Source organism: Mycobacterium bourgelatii, assembly GCF_010723575.1.
Taxonomy (GTDB): domain Bacteria; phylum Actinomycetota; class Actinomycetes; order Mycobacteriales; family Mycobacteriaceae; genus Mycobacterium; species Mycobacterium bourgelatii.
This window is the reverse complement of the sequence record NZ_BLKZ01000001.1, coordinates 5,171,733-5,191,425: the sequence shown is the minus strand read 5'-3', so window position 1 is coordinate 5,191,425 and position 19,693 is coordinate 5,171,733. Positions and strand designations below refer to the sequence as shown.

Here is a 19,693-nt window from a genome sequence, read left to right as displayed (position 1 = left end):
GCCTACCGCAAGAAGGCTCGTGTTGCATGGAGATGTGGCGGCGTTCAGGATTGCCGCACGAGCCGAAAAGGAGCCAGCACTGACCTCGAACGACGATCCCCGCGCCGATATTGTCGCCCGTCAGTACGAGCGGTGGAGCTATCCGCACCCCATCGCAGACCTGAAAGCGTGGGCGGCGGTCAACTGGGAATGGTTTGACCCCGCCTACTCCCACCGCATTTTATGGCCGGACCGCGAATACAAACCCGATCTCGATATTCTGATCGCGGGTTGTGGCACAAATCAGGCGGCGATTTTCGCATTCACAAACCCTGCGGCCAAAGTCGTGGCGGTCGATGTCAGCCAGGCGTCACTGGACAACCAGCAGCATCTGAAGGACAAGTACGCGCTGGCGAATTTGGAGTTGCATCTGCTTCCGATCGAAGAGTTGGCCACCCTCGGCCGCGACTTCGATCTCGTCGTGTCCACGGGCGTGTTGCATCACATGGCCGACCCGCAGGCCGGCATGAACGCGTTGGCCAAATGCGTACGGCGAGAAGGCGTTATAGCGGTGATGCTCTACGGCCGGTACGGCCGCATCGGGGTCGAGATGATGGAATCGATCTTCCGCGACATGGAGTTTCAGCAGGATGACGCATCGCTAGATCTCGTCAAAGCGGCCCTTCGGGTGACGCCGGCGCATCACCCCATCCAGAACTACCTGAAAAAGGCGATGGATTTGACTTCCGACGCCGCCCTGGTCGATACCTTTCTGCATGGTCGACAGCGCAGCTATTCCGTGGAAGAGTGCATTGATCTCGTCACCTCCGCCGGACTGGTGTTCCAGGGATGGTTCCACAAGGCTCCGTACTACCCCCACGATTTCTTTGTCAAAGACAACAAGTTTTATGCCGCGGTAAATGCGTTGCCAGACATCAAGATCTGGTCCGTGATGGAACGGATGGAGCCATTGAACGCCTCCCATTTGTTCCTGGCGTGCCGTCCCGACCGGCCGAAGGAGCAGTACACCATCGACTTTTCGACGGCTGCCTGCCTCGACTACGTCCCGCTGATGCGTACTCGTTGTGGAGTATCCGGGACCGAGATGTTCTGGCCCGGCTTCCGCATGAAACCCGCTCCGCTTCAGTTGGCTTTTCTGCAGCACGTCGACGGGCGCCGCACGATCCGAGAGATCGCTGAGCTCGTGGCGGGTAGCGGTCAGCCGGTGCAGGGCATGGTGTCAGACTTCGAGGAGTTCGGCCGCAAGCTATTCCAATCGCTCTGGCGTCTCGACTTCGTCGCGATGGCCCTCAACGCAAATGGTCACACCTAGGACCCAAGGCGTCGGCTCTCTTCGCGTGGCAAATTTTCAGTGAATGCCAATACTCCGCTTAACGGCGCGTCGTAGTATTCATCTCGCTCGTCCGCAAACACGCTGCTCAACGGCCTGCATAACCCTGCCAATCCGGTCAGCGAAGGCGTGGACGCAGTCGTTAAGCGCATGGGATAAGTAGACGTTCAAGGGGAGCCAATGGATTTCAAGCTTGCTCGTCGCGGCGCTGCGGTAGTGGGTTGTGCTGCAGCGTTTGTGTTTTCTGCTCCGGTGGCCAACGCCGAACCGCTGGACCCGCACCAGCCGGACATGACAAAAGGCTGGTGTCCGGGTGGTCGATGGGGGTGGGGCAATCTAGCTGTCTGTGACGGCGAGAAGTACCCGGACGGGTCGTTCTGGCATCAGTGGATGAAGACCTGGATGGTGGGCCCGCAGTTCTACTACGACTGCGTCAGCGGCGACGAACCGATGCCCGGCCCGCCACCGCCCGGCGGCTGTGAAGGGGCCATTCCGCCCGAGTAGCGGTCCGGCGCCGGCTCGCGGTCGCCCCCCGGCAGTTTGCGGCGTCGCTGGCTGGCGTCGTGTTCGCAGCACTCTGGCCGCTCCGCAGACCAATGGTTGCGTGGCGTTATCGCAGATGACACGCTGGCAAAGAATTGCGTTGGAGCTGCCACCGGCTGTCGGGCCCATGCCGGAGGCAAGTTGGCCACCGTTGTTGTCCCCGTCGATAGCCAGGACCAAGGATTAGAGCCGGTCGCCAGGGGAGGAGGCTCGTGTCGATAAGTCCTTTTCGACTGCGCCTCTATGTCTTCGTTCTGATAGCACTTTTGGCGATCATCAACGCGCTGGCGCTGTGGGGGCAACATGCGGCTGAGCGCGGCGCGGCGATTCTCCAGGTTTTTACGGGGACGGCGGCGGTCGTCTGTGGGCTGGTGGGCGCCCGGCGAGCGAAAGGCTTGGCGCGTTGGTGGCGCCTTATCTATCTCGCGGCGGTGGTGTTGTGGCTGATCGGTCAGGTGCTGTGGTTTACGGCTAGTCCCAACGCGGACGCCGTCGCGCCCACCCCGGCAGTTGTCTTCAATTCTTTGCTACCGGCGTTCGCCCTTGCATCGGTGGTTCTGCTGGTGCGTTCGAGCGGCAGGATATTTGGACCAGGCGGCCTGCTGTACCACCCCCCGGTCACCAGCCTTCTCGACGGCGTGGTGGCAGCGGTGGCGTTCCTGATCCTGGCATCTTTCGGTGGATTCGGCGCGGGGTCGCCGGCTTCGCTGCCGCGGTCGGGTAACCCGGCCGTCGAAGTGGCGTTCTCGGTGTCCGTGGTCGTCGTGGTAGGCGTCGCGGTCCTGGTCGCCATGGTGTACGACGCGGCCAGGCCATACCGGACGAACTATCTGCTACTGGCCGGCGGTCTCGTGTTGATGGCCGTCGCGGACAGGGTGATCGCCTACTTCCGCTCGGTGGGCACGGCGGAAGGTGAAGTGTATGGCGACATCGGGTTGATCCTCGGGCCGTTGATGATCGGCTTCGCGATGTTTGAGTATCCGGCGCGGACGACGGAAGACCTCGGACTCGGCCGCGGAATTGACTGGGCGCACCTGATCTTGCCGTACGTCGGGTTCCTGGGAATCTGTCTGCTGTTCACCTTCCACGTGCTCGCCGGTCGGTCGCTAAGCGCCGTTGCGGTCTGGGTGACTTCGTTCATGGTGCTCCTGGTGACAGTGCGCCAGGTGATCGCCATGGGGGCGCAGCGCCTGCTGACGCAGCGCCTCTACCGCGCCCAGCAAGGACTCGCGCATCAGGTGCACCATGACGCGCTTACCGAGCTGCCCAATCGGCTGCTGTTCTCCCGTCGCCTCGACGAGGCGATGCACGCCGGGGGGTTCGTGCTGATCTTCGTGGACCTCGACGACTTCAAAGAGATCAACGACCGCTTCGGGCACGCCGCCGGTGACGAATTGCTTTGCGCGGTGGGTGAGCGACTCAAGCGATGCGTATCGGAAAACGACACGCTGGCCCGGATCGGCGGCGACGAGTTCGCGATCCTCATACACGAAGAGCCGGAGGAACTCGAGACCGTCAGTGACCGGGTGCGCGTGGCGCTGCGCGATCCCTTCCCGCTGCACGGCTCCTCGGTGCGTGTCCGGGCCAGCCTCGGCGTGGTACGGCCGGACACCGAAGACGGACTTCAGACATCCGACGATCTGCTGCGTAAAGCCGACATCTCGATGTACGCGGGCAAACGGCTCGGCAAGAACACCGCGGTGATCTACCAACCGTTGACGGGGGTGCGGGCCGATTTCCCGACCGCGCTGCGCGCTGCCAAAGGCGGCGTACCCGATGGGTTCAGCCTGGTCTACCAGCCAGTCGTGCGGCTGCCGGAACGGACCATGGTCGCCGTGGAGGCTTTGGCCCGCTGGACCGCGCCCAACGGCATGCAGATAGCTCCCGAAACTTTCGTGGTAACCGCCGAGGCCGCGGGACTCGGCGCCGACCTGGATGCGATGGTGCTCGACCTGGCCTGCGGTGAGGTCCAGGGTGCTGGATTGGACGTCGACATCCACGTCAACATCGGTGCCGCACGGCTGGGGAGTACCGGTTTCGATGAGCACGTGAAGCGGACGATGAAACGGCATCGAATCGCGCCGGGGCGTCTCGTCGCGGAGATCACCGAGACGGTCCCGATCGTCGACCTCAGTGAAGCGGCGGCCGAGATCGAGCTACTCAATGAGCTCGGCGTGCGGGTGGCGCTCGACGATTTCGGCGCGGGGTACAACTCGCTGACCTATCTGCACGCCCTGCCGGTGCACATCGTCAAGCTGGACCGGAGCCTGGCCGTCGGGGTCGATCCGGTGCGCGATATGGCCCTCTACCGCTCGGTGTTCGGGCTCTGTGCCGAGTTGGGCTTCGAGGTGATCGCGGAGGGCATCGAGACGACGGCCCAGTTGGACACCATTGCGGACGCCGGAGTTCGCCTCGCTCAGGGACATCTTTTCGGACGGCCTCTGTCGATCGCCGAAATCGCCGACGCGAGGCGAGCACGCCAGCACGCCATGTAACAGACGAGGCGGGCGGATGAGGATGGCTTCCACGACGTGAGCGAATTGTTCGGGGCGTTGTGTCCGTGCGGCAGCGGTGCGGTCCATCAGGCGTGCTGCGGGCCGTTGCTTCAAGGTGAGCGGCAGGCTTCGACGGCCGAAGAGCTGATGCGGTCTAGGTATTCGGCGTACGCCTGTGGCGACGCCGACTATCTGTTCCGCACTTGGCATCCCCGAACGAGGCCGGTCGAGGTGACCGTCGATCCCGCCGTCAGCTGGACCGGTCTCGAGGTGCTCGACACCGCCGCGGGCGGCCCGGATGACGAACTCGGGGAAGTGGAGTTCATGGCCCACTTCGAGGTTGTGGGCCGCGCGGACAGCATGCACGAGCGCAGCCGCTTCCAGCGGCGCGTCGGTCGCTGGTTTTACGTCGATGCGATGACGACCTAACGGACGCACGGGGGGAGAACTCATTGCAATGGGTGTTCACAAAACCGGGGCGGTGCGATCACGTCGGCGATCAAGCCAATTACGTGTGGAAATGCGGCACCCGGGTATAAATGCGGGCGTATGACTACAGCACGGACACAACCGGATCAGCGCGAGCTCGACAGCGTCCGGCGAATCGTAGATGCCATCTCCCAGGCGTTCGCGGCCAAGATCGTCGGGCAGCGCGACCTGCGTGAGTCGCTGCTGATTGGCCTGCTCACGGGCGGCCACATCCTGCTCGAAAGTGTCCCGGGCCTGGCCAAGACCACCGCCGCGAAAGTGCTCGCCGAGGCGGTGCATGGGCGATTTCAACGCGTCCAATGCACGCCTGACCTGCTGCCCAGCGACATCATCGGCACCCAGATCTACGATTCGGCGACGACGTCGTTCGTCACCCAGCTGGGCCCCGTGCACTCCAACGTCCTGCTGCTCGACGAGATCAACCGGTCGAGCGCAAAGACCCAGAGCGCGATGCTCGAGGCGATGGAAGAGCGGCAGACCACCATCGGCGGGCAGGTGTACCCGATCGCGGAGCCGTTCCTGGTCATCGCCACCCAGAACCCCGTCGACCAGGAGGGCACCTACCCGCTCTCCGAGGCGCAGACCGACCGCTTCCTCATCAAGGAGATCGTGCGCTACCCCTCCCCGGAGGAGGAGGTGGAAGTGATGTCACGCATCGACGCCGGCATCTACGACAGGGGCCAGCCGACCAGGCCGGTGGTCAGCCTTGACGACGTGCTGCGGCTGCAGCACCTGGTGCGCCACGTCCACATGGACCGCGCGCTGGTCCTTTACGCCAGCCAACTGGTCGACGTCACCCGCCACCCGGCCCAGAAACTGCCCAAGCAGATCGCGCGCCTCATCGAGTACGGCGCCAGCCCCCGCGCCACCATCGCCTTCTGCAAGGCCGCACGGGCCCGTGCGGTCCTACACGGCCGGACGCACGTGTTGCCCGAGGACATCGCCAAGCTCGCGCACCGGGTGCTGCGGCATCGGCTCATCCTCGGTTTCGAAGCGGCCAGCGCCAACGTCACTCCCGAGACCGTGATCGACGCCGTGATGCGTGTCGTCCGGGTCCCCTGAGGTGCCAGAGGGTCACTAGGGCTAACTGTGGGCAAGCACCTCAACCGGGCGAAAGCGCATTTCGGCACCGACACCCGCGGCCTGCTTGAAGGTGGTCGCTACGCGCTGACGCACACGCGCAGCATGGAGTTCGACGACCTCCGCGAATACGTGCCGGGCGACGACGTGCGAGACATCGACTGGAAGGCCTCCGCACGCTCAGGCACCGTGCTGATCAAGCGGTTCGTCTCCGAGAAGCACCACAAGATCCTGCTCGTCGCCGACGCCGGCCGGAACATGGCGGCGCTTGCGCCCAGCGGTGAATACAAGCGCGACGTCGCCGCGCACATCATGGGCGCGGTGGGATTGATCGGCTTGCGCCGCTCCGATCAGATCGGCATGGTCTACGGCGACCGCCGCGGCTCGGTGAACATCCCGCAGCGGCGCGGCGAGCCGCACATCGAGGGACTGCTGCATCGCTGGTATCAGCACACCATCGCCGATCCCGCCACGAGCGACATCACCGTCCAACTCGACTATGTCGCAACCCATTACCGACACAGCATGCTGATCATCGTGGTGTCCGACGAACCCGATGTCGACGAGGCGCTCAGCGGCTTGCTCGTAAGGCTCGGCGCACGGCACGACATCATGTGGGCGATGGTGTCGGACATGCCCGCGGTCGGTCCGGACAACACCGACGGATTCGACGTCGCCACCGGCCGTTTCGTGCTCAACGGCGCCGATCTGGGACCACGGGTGGTCGACGCCTACCGCCGCGCCGAGCAGGCACGCCGCGACCGACTCGATGCGTTCCTGACCCAGCACACCATCCCCCACGCGACCATCACCGGCAGCGGTGACATCCGACGCAAGCTGGTCGGCCTGACCGAGGTGACCGCACGTGCCGGATGAGCTGCTGCGCCACGTATTTGGCCCGCAGCCGTATTCGTGGACCTGGCTGTGGTTGGGCGTGTTGCTGGTGCTCATCGTAATCGGTTGGTACGCAGGCATTCTCGTGTGGACACAACCATCGGATCGGCTGCGACGGATGCCCGTAGTGCGGCGGATACACGCCCGGCTGATCCGCTTCCGATTCTCCCGTCGCGTTCGCACTATTGCCGACGAGTACGTCGCGGGACGGATGTCAGCGGCGGCGGCAAGCGCGGCGATCGCCCGAACGATACGCAGCTTTCTGCACCAAGTAACCGGCGAGCGGGCCCAGTACCTGCACATCGAAGCCCTGGCGGTGGAAGCCGGCGGGCAACTGGCTCCGGCCGCTCCGCTGCTCACCCGGCTCGGTGACGCCCAGTTCAACCCGGAGGCCGGGGTGAACGAAGCCTGGATGGCTGACGTGAGTGCCCGGGCGCAGGAGTTGATTCGCTCGTGGACCTGAAGTGGTGGCCGGTGGTGGCGGTCGCCTGCGCCTGCTTCGTTGCGACCGTCGCGCTGGCCGCGCTGTTGCCGCTGACGCGCCTCCGCAAGCGGCTACGCCCGTTGGCCAACGTCGCACGCCTTACGCGGCTGCCCGAGTACGCGAAGGTGGCCCGACTGCGTACCTGGTCGACCGTTGCGACCCTGATACTGCTGACGGTCACATTCGGCGCCGCAACCTGGGCGGGTGCCCGCCCGGCCGGGGCCAGCAAGGGTCTGGACGCGACCCATCCCGAGGACATCATGATCTGCGTCGGCCAGCCGGTGACCGATGCCGCGACGGCCGAGCTGCTCGACTATTTCGCGCGGCAAGCCGGTGATTCCTATCAAACCCAGCGCATCGGCCTGACATCGGTGAACCGTCGCGTGGTCCCGCTCACCCGGGACTATCAGTACGCCGCGGCGCAGTTCGCTGAGTATGCCCGTGCAGGCACGGCGGAGTCGGCTGCGTTCGCCCCGCGGGTGCCCTACCTCGACTACGCCGCCAGTGTGAACGACTCGCTGGCGCTGTGCATTTCGGGCTTCCCGTCGTTCGACAAGCGCAGCACGCACCGGCGCTCGGTGGTCTACCTCGGACCCTCCGATCTCCGCGTTGCCGGGGATCGCCGAGCCACCCTGTTCGCCGGCGGCAGTGTGCGCGATCTCGCCGACCGCGCCGGAGTCCAGCTCAATGTGATCGACACCGCCCCGTCACCCGCCAGCGGGTCGCTACTGGCGCTGACCGAGCAGACCGGCGGCCGGTACCTGGTGCCGGACTTGGGATCGGGATCCGGCGCTATCACGAAGGCGCTCGACGAGATCCGGGCCAACACCCCACCGGCGCGATTGACGGACGGCGCGGTCGTGGAGGCAGAGTTCTTCGACGCGCCGGTGCTACCGCTGGCAATTGGAATGGTGTCGGCGGCCGTGCTGTCGGTGGCCCTGTTGATGTTGCGCCGATGACGTTTCAACCGGTCTTGCCCTGGGCGATCTTCGCCGTCGTCGTCGGCGCGCTCGTCCTGGGGCGTCTGGTGGCGCTGCGGCAGCTGCTGTGGACGAATGACACCGCGCGTCGAGGGCGCGTTGTGCTGCGGTGGGGCGGGGTGACTCTGGCGGTGCTGCTGCTCCTCGCCGCGACCACCCGTCCAGCACTGCGGCACAACGAAATTCGTCGGGGAACGGCGGCGGCCGGTGCGAATCTCAACGTGTTCCTCGTCGTCGACCGGTCGGCCGACTCGGGCGTCGCAGACTATGGGGGCACCCGGGAACAGCGCATCGCGGGGATGCGCGCCGACATCGAAGCCGTGCTGAAGCGGTACCCCGCTGCGCGGTACGCGCTCGTCGCCGTCGGCTCGCGAGCCGTGCTGGAATGGCCGCTGTCCGAGGATGTCTGGAGTCTGCGCCCGACCGTTGCCGCGCTTAGCACCTATCAGAACGAGCCCGATGCGGGGTCGGACGTCAACAACGGTGCGGCGGGGGATGTGTTGCGGTATCAGCTGGCCCAGGCCGTGCAGCACTATCCGGGATCACGGAATGCGGTGCTGTACTTCGGTTCCGGTGCGCCCGGTTCGCGCGCGCCGCAGCACATCTTCGACGTCACGCAGGGGCGAGTGGACGGGGGAGCGGTGCTGGGCTACGGCCGCAGCGAGGCGATCGACGAACCCGAATTGCGGCAAGCCGCAACAGACCTCGGCGTGCCCTACCTACACCGGGATCCGGGTCAGCCCTTCCAGCCGGACCTGCCCGACAGCCCGGACGGCACCAGGATCGAGGCGGCGGCCGCGCAACGCATCGAGCTGTACTGGCTGCCCGCGCTGCTCGCGGCGGGACTGCTGCTTATCGAGATCTACTTCTCGGTGCGGGAGTTCCGACGCGGCCGCATCGCTCGACGGGACTTGGCACGATGACGGCGCGACCCGCCCGGCTGCGGCTGCGACGGCGGTTGCTGATCTACTCGGCCCCGCTGACCGTCATCGCACTGCTGGTGGCCGCCAAATTGATATCGGTTGTCGTGGTGGGGAATTCGGCGGCTGATGCATTTGCCGCTGGTGATGCGAACGCGGTGCGAGCCGACGCGGCGGTTCTCGGTGTGGCCAACGTGGTGGAGCCGGCCAAGGCGCCGTTCGCCGCCGGCGCGGCGGCGGTGCTCGACGGTCGGCTGGAGGACGCCGACAGCAAGTTCATCGCGGCGCTGGCCCGCTCCGACTTCGCCGACTCCTGCCTGGTGCGGGTCAATCTCGAATTGGTCCGCGAAACACAGGGCGATCGAGCCGCCGTGGCAGGTGACCGGGACCGCGCCGCGGAACGTTATGGCAGCGCGCTGAGCGTCGTCGAGAGCGCCCCGCAAGGTTGCTTCGCCGGCAACCGCGACCCCGACGCGCAGCGGCGGAGCCTGCGTCAGGACGCGGCGAGCCGGCTGGCGGCCAAGATGTCACCGAGTGCCCCGCCGCCAGTGGCGCCGCCGCCGCCTCCGCCGATCGCGTTGCCGCCTCCGCCGCCGCCCCCGGTTCCCGCCGCCGCACCCGACAGCGGGGATATTCCACCCCGCCGACTCGACCCGACCGAGGGTGATCCACTGGACAAGTTGCAGCAGGTGCTGCAGGACGCGGCCGGCGCCGCGCCCCCGGCCGAGGGGCCGTGAGCCCTAGCTGGGCTGCGGTGTGCTGGGCTCCTCGACGTTGTCCGGCTGCTTGACGTCCATCTCGACCAGCACCCGCCGTAGCAGCTTGCCGGTTGCGTTGCGGGGAAGTTCGTCGATGAAGATCACGTCGCGCGGCACCTTGTGGCGGGCGAGGTTGTTCTTCACGTACTGCTGGATCTCTGCCGGGTCCGTCTTCGCACCCGGCTCGGGAACGATGTAGGCGCGCAACCGCTTTCCGAACTCGACGTCGTCGACGCCCACCACCGCGACCTCGGCGACGTCGTCCCGCTCCTCGAGCAGGTTCTCCACCTCTTGCGGAAAGACGTTCTCACCGCCGGAGACGATCATGTCGTCGTCGCGGCCGTCCACGAACAGCAGGCCGTTCTCGTCGATGTGGCCCATGTCGCCGCTGGACATGTAACCGTCGATGATCTGCTTGTTGCGGCCGTCGGTGTAGCCCTCGAACTTCGCACCGTTGTTGACGAAGATGCGGCCGCGCCGGTTCGGGCCCTCGATGCGTCGGTCGTTGTCGTCGTACAACACGATGTGGCAGGTCAACGGGGGCCGCCCGGCGGTACCCGGCGCGGCGCGCAGCTCGTCGGGGGTGGCGATGCTGGCGATGGCGCACTCGGTGGAGCCGTACATGTTGTAGAGCACATCCCCGAATGTGTCCTGCACCCTGTTGGACAGGTCGGGGCTGAGCGCGGAGCCGGCGACCAGGATGACCTTCAAAGACGAGGTGTCGTACTTGTTGATGATGTCGGGGCCAAGCTCCACGATCCGGTGCATCATCGTCGGTACCGCGACCAGCATGTCGGCCTTGTGGTCGGCGATCATTTTCAAGGTGTTCTCCGGCTTGAAGCGGCGGGAGGTCACCACCTTGTTGCCCAGTGCGGCGCCGACCGTGTAGGTGGCCCAGCCGGTGCTGTGGAAGATAGGCGAGACGATCACCATGGTTCCCTTGCGGGGGAACGGGATTCGGTCGACGATCTGTGCCGTCGCCAACGGGGATACCTTGTTGCGCGGCGCACCCTTGGGCAGTCCGGTGGTGCCGCTGGTCAGGATGACGGATCCGCCCGCTTTGGTCGGTGGGGGCAGGGGCGCGGACGGATTCGCGGCGACGAGGTCTTCCAGGGTCTTCGCGCCCTCGGGCAACTCTGCGCCCTCGTCCACCCAGGTCAGTACCCGCGGCATGTCGGCGGGCAACGCGTCGAGCAGGCCGATGAACTCACTGTCATGCATGACCACGGTGACGTGCTCGCGTTCGCACACTTGGGCGAACTGCGGCTTGGCGAAGCCCGTGTTCATCAGCACCATGCGGGCACCGAGCTTGCCGCACGCGGCCATCGTGATGACCAGGCCTCGGTGATCGCGACACAGCAGCGCGATGACGGACCCCTGGGAGACGCCCATGGACTGCAGTCCCCGCGCCAACGCCCACGACTGGTCGTCGACCTGCTTGTATGTCAAAGTCCCGCGTTCGTCGACGAACGCCGGCAGGGAAGCATACTTCTGGCCGCCAATGATGGTCATGGTGGCTTGGGGGCCGTAGACGGGCGTCAGCTTGGCGGCTTGAATGAACGATTTCGGGTCGCTGAGGTCGACGATGCCCCGGTCGACGAGTCGCTTGACCGCGCGTCCCGCCTCGGTGACGCGCTCCAGCTTTTCCCGAACACTGTCCCGGATAGCGTTCAGTGCATCGGTCATCGATCCTCCTCTGCGCCAAGTTTGCGAAAACGGTAGCAGTCGTGGTTGCTCAGGCCGTGGCCAGCAAGGCGGCCCCGGCCACGGCCTCCACCAGAAAGTAGAACCAGTTGGGATAGAACGCCGTTGGCTTGTCGACCAGCGCGGAAACCAGCCTGCCGAGCGCCATCCCGGCCAGCGCCGCCCCGACAGTAGTCATGATCCCGGCTCGATGGAAACCGGGATCGATGGCAGCGAACGCCAGGACCACTGCCATCGCCAGGCCGTACCCGCCGTAGACCGCGCGCACCTCGGACCGAGACTGCGCTTCCGGCAGCTCGATGGCGAATGGTCGCAGCAGGGCGGCCGGGGCGGCGAGTGCGTACGCCCCCATACCCAGGAAAAACACCGCGGTGATGGTTAAGACGACGACCGCCATGATGGCCTCCTGTCCTCGAGACCCGTGGGTGCCCGATCTGCCGGGATACCGCCCATCTCACCCCGAACCACGAACTGGCACAAACCTCGCGCTCGGGTGGGCCGGTATCGGGCAATTGCGGGTCTCCGCGCGCGCTCGCTGCTAAATATCTGCTGTGATGTACGTGTCTTTGCCGCTGTATCACCCTTGGGAAGGTTGATGACCACAGATCTGACGTCCGGCGACCACTTACAGGTCTCCTGGAAAAAGCGGCTGTGGCGCCCCTTGGCCATCGGCGGCTTCGTCCTTCTGTTCGTCGCCGGCCTGGTTGCCTACGTCACCATCCACAGGCACGCGACCTGGGAAAATGCGCATCGAGGGGTCAAGATCACCTATGAGGTCGAGGGCACGGCCAAGGCGGTGAAGATCACGTATACCGGGCCAGTCGGCGACCCGGAGCAGATACAGGACGTAACACTGCCGTGGACGGCGGAGGTGACCGTCGAAAACTGGGTTCTGGTGGCATCGGTGTGGGCGACGTCGTCAACCCCCGGCGGCACCGTCACCTGCCGACTGTTTGCGGACGGCCAGAAGGTGGCTGAGCAGACCTCCGACGGCGGTTACATCTCGGCCAACTGCGTGGGTGTCACGGGCAACAAGTTCGCGCCGTTTCCCGCCACCAGGGACGTTACAGATTGAGCCGCCGACGTAACCTTTGAGCGTCGGCCATAAACTGACCGGCTATGGGCATGCTCTTTGGCTTTGCGCCGTGGATCACCTACTGGGTGCTGGTCGGCAACGTTCCTTTCCTCACCGCCGTATCGGTGGCGCTGCTCATGGCCGTCGCCGTGTTCGCGGTCGGCCGCGCCACCGGAAAGCCCGGACGGTCGATCGAAATTGCCGCTGTCGCAACATTTTTGGTGCTGACCTTGCTGACGTTTGCGGTCAGCGATGCGTTCATGGCGCGTTGGATACAGCCGATCGGCAACGCCGGGATCTTCCTCGGCGCGCTGGTGGGTGTGTTGATCGGCAAGCCGTTCGTGCGTGAGTTCGCCGAGGCCGAGCAACCGCCCGACGTAGTCAAGACCGAGTTGTTCCAGCGCACCACCACGGTGTTGACCTGGGTGTGGGTCGCGGCCTTCGCAGGCATGACGGTGTCGTCGACGATTCCGGCGATCGTGCACGGTGAGAATGCCACCATCCTCGACACGAAGACCCCGTTGTCGTTCATCTGCTACTGGGTCGTCCCGTTCTCGCTCCTGGGCCTGGCGGCAGTGGCATCGCGGTTGCTGCCGGCCAGGATGATGGCTGGCATCAACGACCTCACCCGCCACACCTCGTTCGTCGCCTACGACGAAGCCACCATCGACGAGCTGTACTACCTCGCCCAGGAGCACGCCAACCGCGAAGTCGGCCCGGGCAAGGAGGCCTACAACGTCAAGGTCGGCGGGATGGGCACCCCGCTGACCGGCGACGAGTCACGCAAGTCGTGGCCGTCGACATACAAAGTTCGCGACAAGAAGAGCTGACCGCCTTCCGCACACCGGCACGTCAGATTGCCTTGGTTAAGTATGTGCATGGTGCCTAACACGAGATGGTTGGCCGCTGCGGCAACGGCCCTGCTGGCGGTTGCGTCCTGCGCGTCGCACGCCGCACCGGTCCCGACGGTGCGCCCGGACAAGGTGGAGTTCCGGACGGAGGCGGGCAAGCCGCTCGACATCACGCCGGACCGGATGCTGGTCGCCACCAGGGGCATCACGCCGGTGGCGTTCGGCAAGCCCGCACACGGCAAGATCACCTACGGCGCCAACGGTGTGATGGTCTACACCCCCGACGCCGGCTTCACCGGCACCGATGAACTTCCCGTCACGGTCAGCCGCGCGGTCAAGCTCTACGCCGAGGACACCCTTCCGCTGGTCACGCTCGGCGGGGTTACCGTCGGCGCGAGCGCACACGGGTCGGCGATCTCTGCGGTGCCGGGCAGCCCCGACGAGATCTACGGCCTGACCGACCGCGGACCCAATGTCGACGGGCGTGCGCCCAACGAGAAGGTGGCTCCGGTACCCGAGTACCACCCACAGATCGTTCGGCTCAAACTTTCCGACGGCGTCGCGACGGTGCAGCGGACGATCACGCTGCAGGGGCCGGACGGCTCACCTCTGGTCGGACTGGTCAATGCGCATGCCAACGAGGGCGAGACGTTGGTCGATCTCAACGGGAATCCGCTGCCAAATTCCGATTACGGCATCGACCCCGAGGGCCTGGCCGCGAGGCCCGATGGTTCCTTCTGGGTGTCCGACGAATACGGCCCGTACATCATTCATTTCGACGGCAATGGCAGAGAGCTGGAACGTCTTTCGCCGTTCGATGGAACTCTGCCGCGAGAGCTGTCGCTGCGGGTGCCGAACCGGGGGCTTGAGGGTCTGACGGTGACGCCCGACGGCACCACGCTGGTGGGCATCATGCAGTCCGCGATCCAGACGCCGGGACTGCAGGGCTCGGCCAAGGCCGTCCCCGTCACCCGCATCGTGACGATGGATCTCATCCACCACGAGGATGTGCACGAGTACCTGTACCCGCTCGCCAATCCGCAGCAGTCGAACGTCGGGGTATCGGATATCACCGCACTCAGCGCGACGACCTTTCTGATCGTCGAGCGGGACAGCAAGACGGCACCCGACGGCGACAAGAAGATCTACAAGACCGACATCGCGCATGCCACCGATGTGGGACCGCAATCGAAGCTGCCCGGCGCGTCCTACAACGCGGAGGCGGGCGGGCTACTCGTCAACAATGTCCCGATCGAGACCTTCGTCGGGGAAAGCACCGACGCACAGGCCGTCGCCAAACTCCGGTCAGTGGGGATCACCGTCGCAAACAAACTCCTGAAACTTGATCTGGGTGCGCTACTGCGTTCGCTGTCGCCCAAAGGCGACTTCTTTGGGCACGACAAGATCGAAGGCCTCATCACTCCGGACGGCGGAAGCACGTTAATACTGGCCAACGACAGCGATTTCGGGTTGGCAGGCTTGGCTTCGGATACGCCGCCCATGCGGCTCAAGCCCAAGAAGCTCCCCAATGGGAGTCAGGACAGTGGGGAGATCCTGTCGGTCGACACCAACCAACTTCCCGCGACGACGGAATCGCTGACGGTTCCGATCAAGGTTGGCTAGGTCGCAGGCGGAAGATCCTGATTTCCCGTGGCGCGCAGTTGACGCGGTAGTTTTCGTACCCGGCGTAGAAGTCCACGGCGTCGGCCCATGCCGCGGCGCGTTCGTCACCGCTGAGCAACTCGGCGCGGTGCCGCTTGGGAGGACCCTTGAATTCGACCGTGCATTCGGGGTGCGCCAACAGGTTGGCACTCCACGCGGGGTGGTGGGGACGACCGTAGTTGGAGCCGATGGCCAGCAGCCCGTCGCCGTGTTCGATCAGCGCCAGCGGATGTGTGCGCGGCTGACCGGATTTGGCGCCCGTCGTCGTCACCAAACCGACCTTGTCGATGCCGGCCGAGCTCAACCGGCCCTTCGTTCGGGGGATCACCGCCTTATCCAGCGGTGGGGCGATGTGGAGCAGGAATTGCATGCCCACCGGCGACATGACGAAGCGCTCGATCAGCGCCTCGGTTAATCGCAGCCGCCGGCCGCGAATGCGGCTTTGCCGACGAAATGGCACGGCTAGACAGTACTAGCGAGCGCGGCGAGATGGGAGCGTCCGTCGGGGTCACCCGGTGGCGTGCCGTCGCCATCGCTGCCCGCCGACTCGACTGTATTGAGTGGCAAGCTGGGACCCGTGAATTCGTTCAGTGCAGATGCAATTCAAGCGGAGGCGGTCACCATCACCGGCCATGGCGGCGACGAGATCGAGGCCTACCGGGCCATGCCACTGGCCGAAGGATCCCGCGGTGCAATCGTTTGGATCCACCACATGCCCGGCTATGACCGCGAAACCAAGGAGTTCGTGCGGCGCCTGGCGGTCAGCGGGTATCACACGCTGGCGCCGAACTTGTATTCCCGCGAAGCGCCAGGCGCGGCGCCCGACGACGCGGCGGCGGCATCACGCGCGGCTGGCGGCGTGCCCGATGAGCGGTTGGTCGGCGACGTCGCCGGCGCCGTCGACCACCTGCGCTCACTGCCCGGTGCGAACGGGAAGTTCGGTGTCATAGGCCACTGTTCGGGTGGGCGGCACGCCTTCCTCGCAGCGTGCTCGCTGGAGTTCCATGCCGCGGTGGACTGCTATGGCGCGTTCATCGTCGAAGATGCGCCGGAGGGCATGCCCAAGACGATGAAGCCGATCCTGGGGCTGGCGGCGAATTTGAGCTGCCCGTTGCTGGGACTGTTCGGGGCCGAGGACCGGTTTCCGACGCCTGAGGGGGTGGCGACTCTAGACGCCGAACTGACCAGGCTGGGCAAGCCGCACGAATTTCACACCTACGACGGGGCGGGCCACGCGTTCTTCTCCGTCGACCGCCCGTCGTACCGGCCGGAGGCGGCGGTCGACGGCTGGCGTCGTATCGAGGCGTTCTTCGCTACTCACCTGAAAGGCTAGGTCTCCCAACACATGTGCACGTATCTGACCGAACAAGTAGAGATCGACGGCAGCGGGAAGGGTGCAACGGGGTGGTTCGGCGCCAGCCGCGCAACGGTGTACGTCGACCATCCAGTCCATGCGCCATACGCGCATACCGTCAATATCGATGTGATCAACCCGGAGCTGGGCCCGTCCGCACGAGTGGCCCTCGAACTCACCGAGGCGAGTGCGCTGGCCCTGGCCGACGCGATTCGGGCTGCGATCTCGCACGCCCCAGCCGGCCTTGCGTCCAAGAACCAGTAGGGCCGTGGCCGCCGTGAGCAATGATTCTGTAGGCCGGGATTATCCCGAAATGGCCGCCGCGCGAGGGCGAATCGAGCCGGCGCCGCGGCGGGTTCGCGGTTACCTCGGCCATGAACTCGTCTTCGACACCACCGCGGCGCGCTACGTATGGGAAATCCCGTATTACCCGCAGTACTACATCCCGCTGGCCGACGTTCGTGCCGAGTTTCTGCGTGATGAAAACCATTCGCAGCAGGTGCAATTCGGCCCCTCCAGGTTGCATGCCCTGGTCGGCGCCGGTCAGACGCATCCGTCGGCGGCGCGGGTGTTCGATGCCGACGGCGCCGGTCCGGTGGCGGGGACCGTGCGATTCAACTGGGATGCGTTGCGTTGGTTCGAAGAAGACGAGGAGATCTACGGCCATCCGCGGAGCCCGTATACGCGAGTCGATGCGCTGCGCTCGCACCGGCACGTCCGGGTAGAACTCGATGGTGTTGTCCTGGCTGACACCCGGTCTCCGGTGCTGCTCTTTGAAACCGGTTTGCCCACCAGGTATTACATCGACCCGACGGATGTCTCCTTTGAGCACCTAGAGTCGAGTACCACCCAGACGCTGTGTCCTTACAAGGGGACGACATCGGGTTACTGGTCGGCGCGGGCGGGCGAAACCCTGCATTCCGATCTGGCGTGGACGTACCACTACCCACTCCCGGCAGTAGCCCCGATCGCCGGTTTGGTGGCGTTCTACAACGAAAAGGTCGACATGATCGTCGACGGCGTTGCCTTGGCGCGGCCCCGGACTCATTTCACCTAGGGCGGGCTCGTCGAGCGTCGCGCTGGCGTGACGCTCGGCGACGGCTGTCGCGCCAGCGTGACGCTCGACGGGGGAAAGGGCCGTCGGCGGCGACGGTTGCGCTGGCGTGACGTTCGGCGGGAGAAGGGGCCGTCGGCGGCGACGGTTGCGCTGGCGTGACGTTCGGCGGCGGCCGTCGCGCCAGCGTGACGTTCGGCGGGAGAAAGGGCCGTCGGCGGCGGCCGTCGCGCCAGCGTGACGTTCGGTGGGGGTAAGACGCAGAGAAAGCCAGTCGGGGGTCGACTTGATCGCAGCGCGGGTGCGTCGAAATAACGAAATGCGACACGAACGGGCAGGCAGCGTGTGATATATGCCTCCCCCGATTCGGGAACTTAAGAGTCTCTTATCCAACGACTTAGAGTCAGGCCAACTCATCAGGTAGCCACGTGAGTCAACAACCCTGTTCAGGCCATAAGATTAGTTTGCCTACATATTTCTGCTAGACTGGTAGAAAATCGCTACCTGAGTGCAACCTGAGTCGTCTGAGTGACCTGGGTTACAAAGTCGCGAATTGAATTCTTTTCGGGGGAATTTCGCGAGCTAGAATGGTGTTCAATGCGATTAATTACGGCGCTAATCGAGGTGCCGTAAACGTAAAACCGGTAACCCCGGGCCGACAGGCCGCACAAAGTAGTCGCGAAGCCCGTCGCCCCGCGTGGAGGTTCGACAACAGCAAAGGCGGTGCCAGCATGAGCGCGATGAAAGGCCGTAAGGTCGCGCAGGCCAGCAAGAACATCCAGCTCGCGGACTTCGACTCGTCACCTGGCAACCCCCTCGCTGTCGAAATCCCCGTCAAGAACGGTCCGATCAGCGCTATCGGGATAACCCCCGACGGCGGCCAACTGCTGGTGACCAACTACCGCGACCACAGCGTTTCGGTGATCAACACCGACACCTGCCGGGTCACCGCGACTCTCGCCGGCATCGACGAACCGTTCGCCATCGCCATGGGCGGTGCGAACACCGACCGCGCCTACGTCAGCACGGTCTCCCCGTCATATGACGCGATCACTGTTATCGACACCGCCACCAACACCGTCGTCGAGTCTCATCCGCTGGCCTTGAGCCTCACCGATCTGGCCGTGAGCCAGGACGGCAAGTACGTGTACGCCAGTCGCAACGGCGCCCGCGGTGCGGACATCGCTGTGCTGAACACCACGACGGACCGCATCGAGGTCGTCGACATCGCGACAGCGCCCGGCACCGTCACCGAATGCGTGCGCGTCAGTCCGGACGGAAGCCGGCTGTACGTCGGGGTCAACGGCCCGTCCGGCGGTCAGGTGGTCGTTGTCGGTACCCACAGCCAGCCCGAGGCCCCGAGCCGCGGGCGCTCCGGGTGGCGCAAGAAGGGCACCAAGTCGGCAGCGAAGGGCGCCAAGAACGCCAAGAAGGAAACCCAGCCCGGCTTGCATGTGCTGGCGACCATCGACATCGGTGCGGCCATCCGTGACGTCGCGTTGGGCCCCGACGGCGCAACGGTTTACGTCGCCAGTTGCGGCGTCGACTTCGGCACGGTCGTCGACGTCATCGACACGAAGACCAACAAAGTCACCGCCACCCGCAAGCTCGGCGAGATCGGTGGCCTGGTCACCCAGGTCAGCGTCAGCGGCAACGCGGACCGCGTCTATCTGGTCAGCGAGGATCGCGTCACGATGCTCAACGCCGACACGCAGGACGTCATCGGCACCTTCAAGACCCGCCAGCCGTCGTGCGTAGTGGAAAGCCCGGACGGCAAGTACCTCTACGTCGCCGACTACGACGGCAGGGTCACCAGGGCATTGGTTGGTCAGCGGCAAGAAATGCCCGTCGAGCAGCAGGCTCTGGAAGCCAACACGTCCGTCGACTGGCTGCTGCCCGAGCTGTTCGAGCGTGAGCCGGCGCTGGCCTGACGCGCGGTGTTGAACGTGCTTCTCGGGGGAACCCCTGCACCATGAGTTCCCGCGGCGATAGCATTCGCCCGACTGGAGACGAGGCGGTG

General features: G+C 65.2%; 20 protein-coding genes. 17 read left to right on the top strand and 3 right to left on the bottom strand.

The window, feature by feature from the left end; genetic code table 11:
* The first annotated feature begins 79 nt into the window (after positions 1–79).
* The 10 genes from G6N68_RS22095 (at position 80) to G6N68_RS22050 (ending at position 9,952) form a co-directional block, all read left to right on the top strand.
* A complete protein-coding gene (locus tag G6N68_RS22095) occupies positions 80–1,312 on the top strand; it encodes a class I SAM-dependent methyltransferase (protein WP_163718864.1) in 1,233 nt (410 codons plus the stop codon).
* A gap of 198 nt (positions 1,313–1,510) precedes the next feature.
* Complete coding sequence (locus tag G6N68_RS22090) at positions 1,511–1,834, top strand: hypothetical protein (RefSeq protein ID WP_163716945.1); 324 nt, start codon at positions 1,511–1,513, stop codon at positions 1,832–1,834.
* A gap of 251 nt (positions 1,835–2,085) precedes the next feature.
* Positions 2,086–4,368 (top strand): putative bifunctional diguanylate cyclase/phosphodiesterase, encoded by a 2,283-nt coding sequence (locus tag G6N68_RS22085; protein WP_240355561.1) that lies wholly within the window; start codon positions 2,086–2,088, stop codon positions 4,366–4,368.
* A gap of 36 nt (positions 4,369–4,404) precedes the next feature.
* Positions 4,405–4,797, top strand: coding sequence for a YchJ family protein (locus G6N68_RS22080; RefSeq protein ID WP_240355560.1), 393 nt, complete (start codon positions 4,405–4,407; stop codon positions 4,795–4,797).
* A gap of 120 nt (positions 4,798–4,917) precedes the next feature.
* Positions 4,918–5,919, top strand: coding sequence for an AAA family ATPase (locus G6N68_RS22075; protein WP_163716943.1), 1,002 nt, complete (start codon positions 4,918–4,920; stop codon positions 5,917–5,919).
* Between the two features lie 27 nt (positions 5,920–5,946).
* Positions 5,947–6,813, top strand: coding sequence for a DUF58 domain-containing protein (locus G6N68_RS22070; protein ID WP_163716940.1), 867 nt, complete (start codon positions 5,947–5,949; stop codon positions 6,811–6,813).
* Positions 6,803–7,294: a hypothetical protein gene (locus G6N68_RS22065; protein ID WP_163716938.1), complete on the top strand. Its 492-nt coding sequence runs from the start codon at positions 6,803–6,805 to the stop codon at positions 7,292–7,294. Before G6N68_RS22070 ends, G6N68_RS22065 begins: the two co-directional genes overlap by 11 nt.
* A complete protein-coding gene (locus G6N68_RS22060) occupies positions 7,285–8,274 on the top strand; it encodes a hypothetical protein (RefSeq protein ID WP_163716934.1) in 990 nt (329 codons plus the stop codon). Before G6N68_RS22065 ends, G6N68_RS22060 begins: the two co-directional genes overlap by 10 nt.
* Positions 8,271–9,218: a vWA domain-containing protein gene (locus G6N68_RS22055; protein ID WP_163716931.1), complete on the top strand. Its 948-nt coding sequence runs from the start codon at positions 8,271–8,273 to the stop codon at positions 9,216–9,218. The genes G6N68_RS22060 and G6N68_RS22055 overlap by 4 nt, the downstream gene beginning before the upstream one ends.
* On the top strand, positions 9,215–9,952 hold the full coding sequence (locus tag G6N68_RS22050; RefSeq protein ID WP_163716928.1) for a hypothetical protein: 738 nt from the start codon (positions 9,215–9,217) through the stop codon (positions 9,950–9,952). Before G6N68_RS22055 ends, G6N68_RS22050 begins: the two co-directional genes overlap by 4 nt.
* A 3-nt stretch (positions 9,953–9,955) precedes the next feature.
* On the opposite strand, the gene G6N68_RS22045 is transcribed toward G6N68_RS22050, so the two are convergent.
* A complete protein-coding gene (locus tag G6N68_RS22045; RefSeq protein WP_205351407.1) occupies positions 9,956–11,659 on the bottom strand; it encodes an acyl-CoA synthetase in 1,704 nt (567 codons plus the stop codon).
* 49 nt (positions 11,660–11,708) lie between these two features.
* Positions 11,709–12,074, bottom strand: coding sequence for a DUF4345 domain-containing protein (locus G6N68_RS22040; RefSeq protein WP_163716926.1), 366 nt, complete (start codon positions 12,072–12,074; stop codon positions 11,709–11,711).
* Between the two features lie 198 nt (positions 12,075–12,272).
* Here G6N68_RS22040 and G6N68_RS22035 point away from each other — a divergent pair, with 198 nt between their 5' ends.
* From G6N68_RS22035 to G6N68_RS22025, 3 genes are read left to right on the top strand one after another with little or no spacing between them, the layout of a single operon-like run.
* On the top strand, positions 12,273–12,752 hold the full coding sequence (locus tag G6N68_RS22035) for an MmpS family transport accessory protein (protein WP_163716923.1): 480 nt from the start codon (positions 12,273–12,275) through the stop codon (positions 12,750–12,752).
* 44 nt (positions 12,753–12,796) lie between these two features.
* Positions 12,797–13,582, top strand: a complete 786-nt coding sequence (locus tag G6N68_RS22030; protein WP_163716920.1) for a hypothetical protein — start codon at positions 12,797–12,799, stop codon at positions 13,580–13,582.
* A 51-nt stretch (positions 13,583–13,633) separates the two neighbouring features.
* Positions 13,634–15,226: an esterase-like activity of phytase family protein gene (locus G6N68_RS22025; protein ID WP_240355559.1), complete on the top strand. Its 1,593-nt coding sequence runs from the start codon at positions 13,634–13,636 to the stop codon at positions 15,224–15,226.
* Here G6N68_RS22025 and G6N68_RS22020 read toward each other — a convergent pair.
* On the bottom strand, positions 15,213–15,725 hold the full coding sequence (locus G6N68_RS22020) for a nitroreductase family deazaflavin-dependent oxidoreductase (RefSeq protein ID WP_240355558.1): 513 nt from the start codon (positions 15,723–15,725) through the stop codon (positions 15,213–15,215). The genes G6N68_RS22025 and G6N68_RS22020 overlap by 14 nt on opposite strands.
* A 117-nt stretch (positions 15,726–15,842) precedes the next feature.
* Here G6N68_RS22020 and G6N68_RS22015 point away from each other — a divergent pair, with 117 nt between their 5' ends.
* The 4 genes from G6N68_RS22015 (at position 15,843) to G6N68_RS22000 (ending at position 19,604) form a co-directional block, all read left to right on the top strand.
* Complete coding sequence (locus tag G6N68_RS22015; protein ID WP_163716914.1) at positions 15,843–16,598, top strand: dienelactone hydrolase family protein; 756 nt, start codon at positions 15,843–15,845, stop codon at positions 16,596–16,598.
* A 12-nt stretch (positions 16,599–16,610) separates the two neighbouring features.
* Positions 16,611–16,883, top strand: a complete 273-nt coding sequence (locus G6N68_RS22010) for a DUF6295 family protein (RefSeq protein ID WP_163716911.1) — start codon at positions 16,611–16,613, stop codon at positions 16,881–16,883.
* Between the two features lie 49 nt (positions 16,884–16,932).
* The gene (locus G6N68_RS22005) at positions 16,933–17,676 is read left to right on the top strand and encodes a DUF427 domain-containing protein (protein WP_163716908.1); all 744 of its coding nucleotides are present in this window, start codon (positions 16,933–16,935) and stop codon (positions 17,674–17,676) included.
* A gap of 728 nt (positions 17,677–18,404) precedes the next feature.
* Complete coding sequence (locus G6N68_RS22000) at positions 18,405–19,604, top strand: YncE family protein (protein WP_163716905.1); 1,200 nt, start codon at positions 18,405–18,407, stop codon at positions 19,602–19,604.
* Positions 19,605–19,693 lie beyond the last annotated feature (89 nt).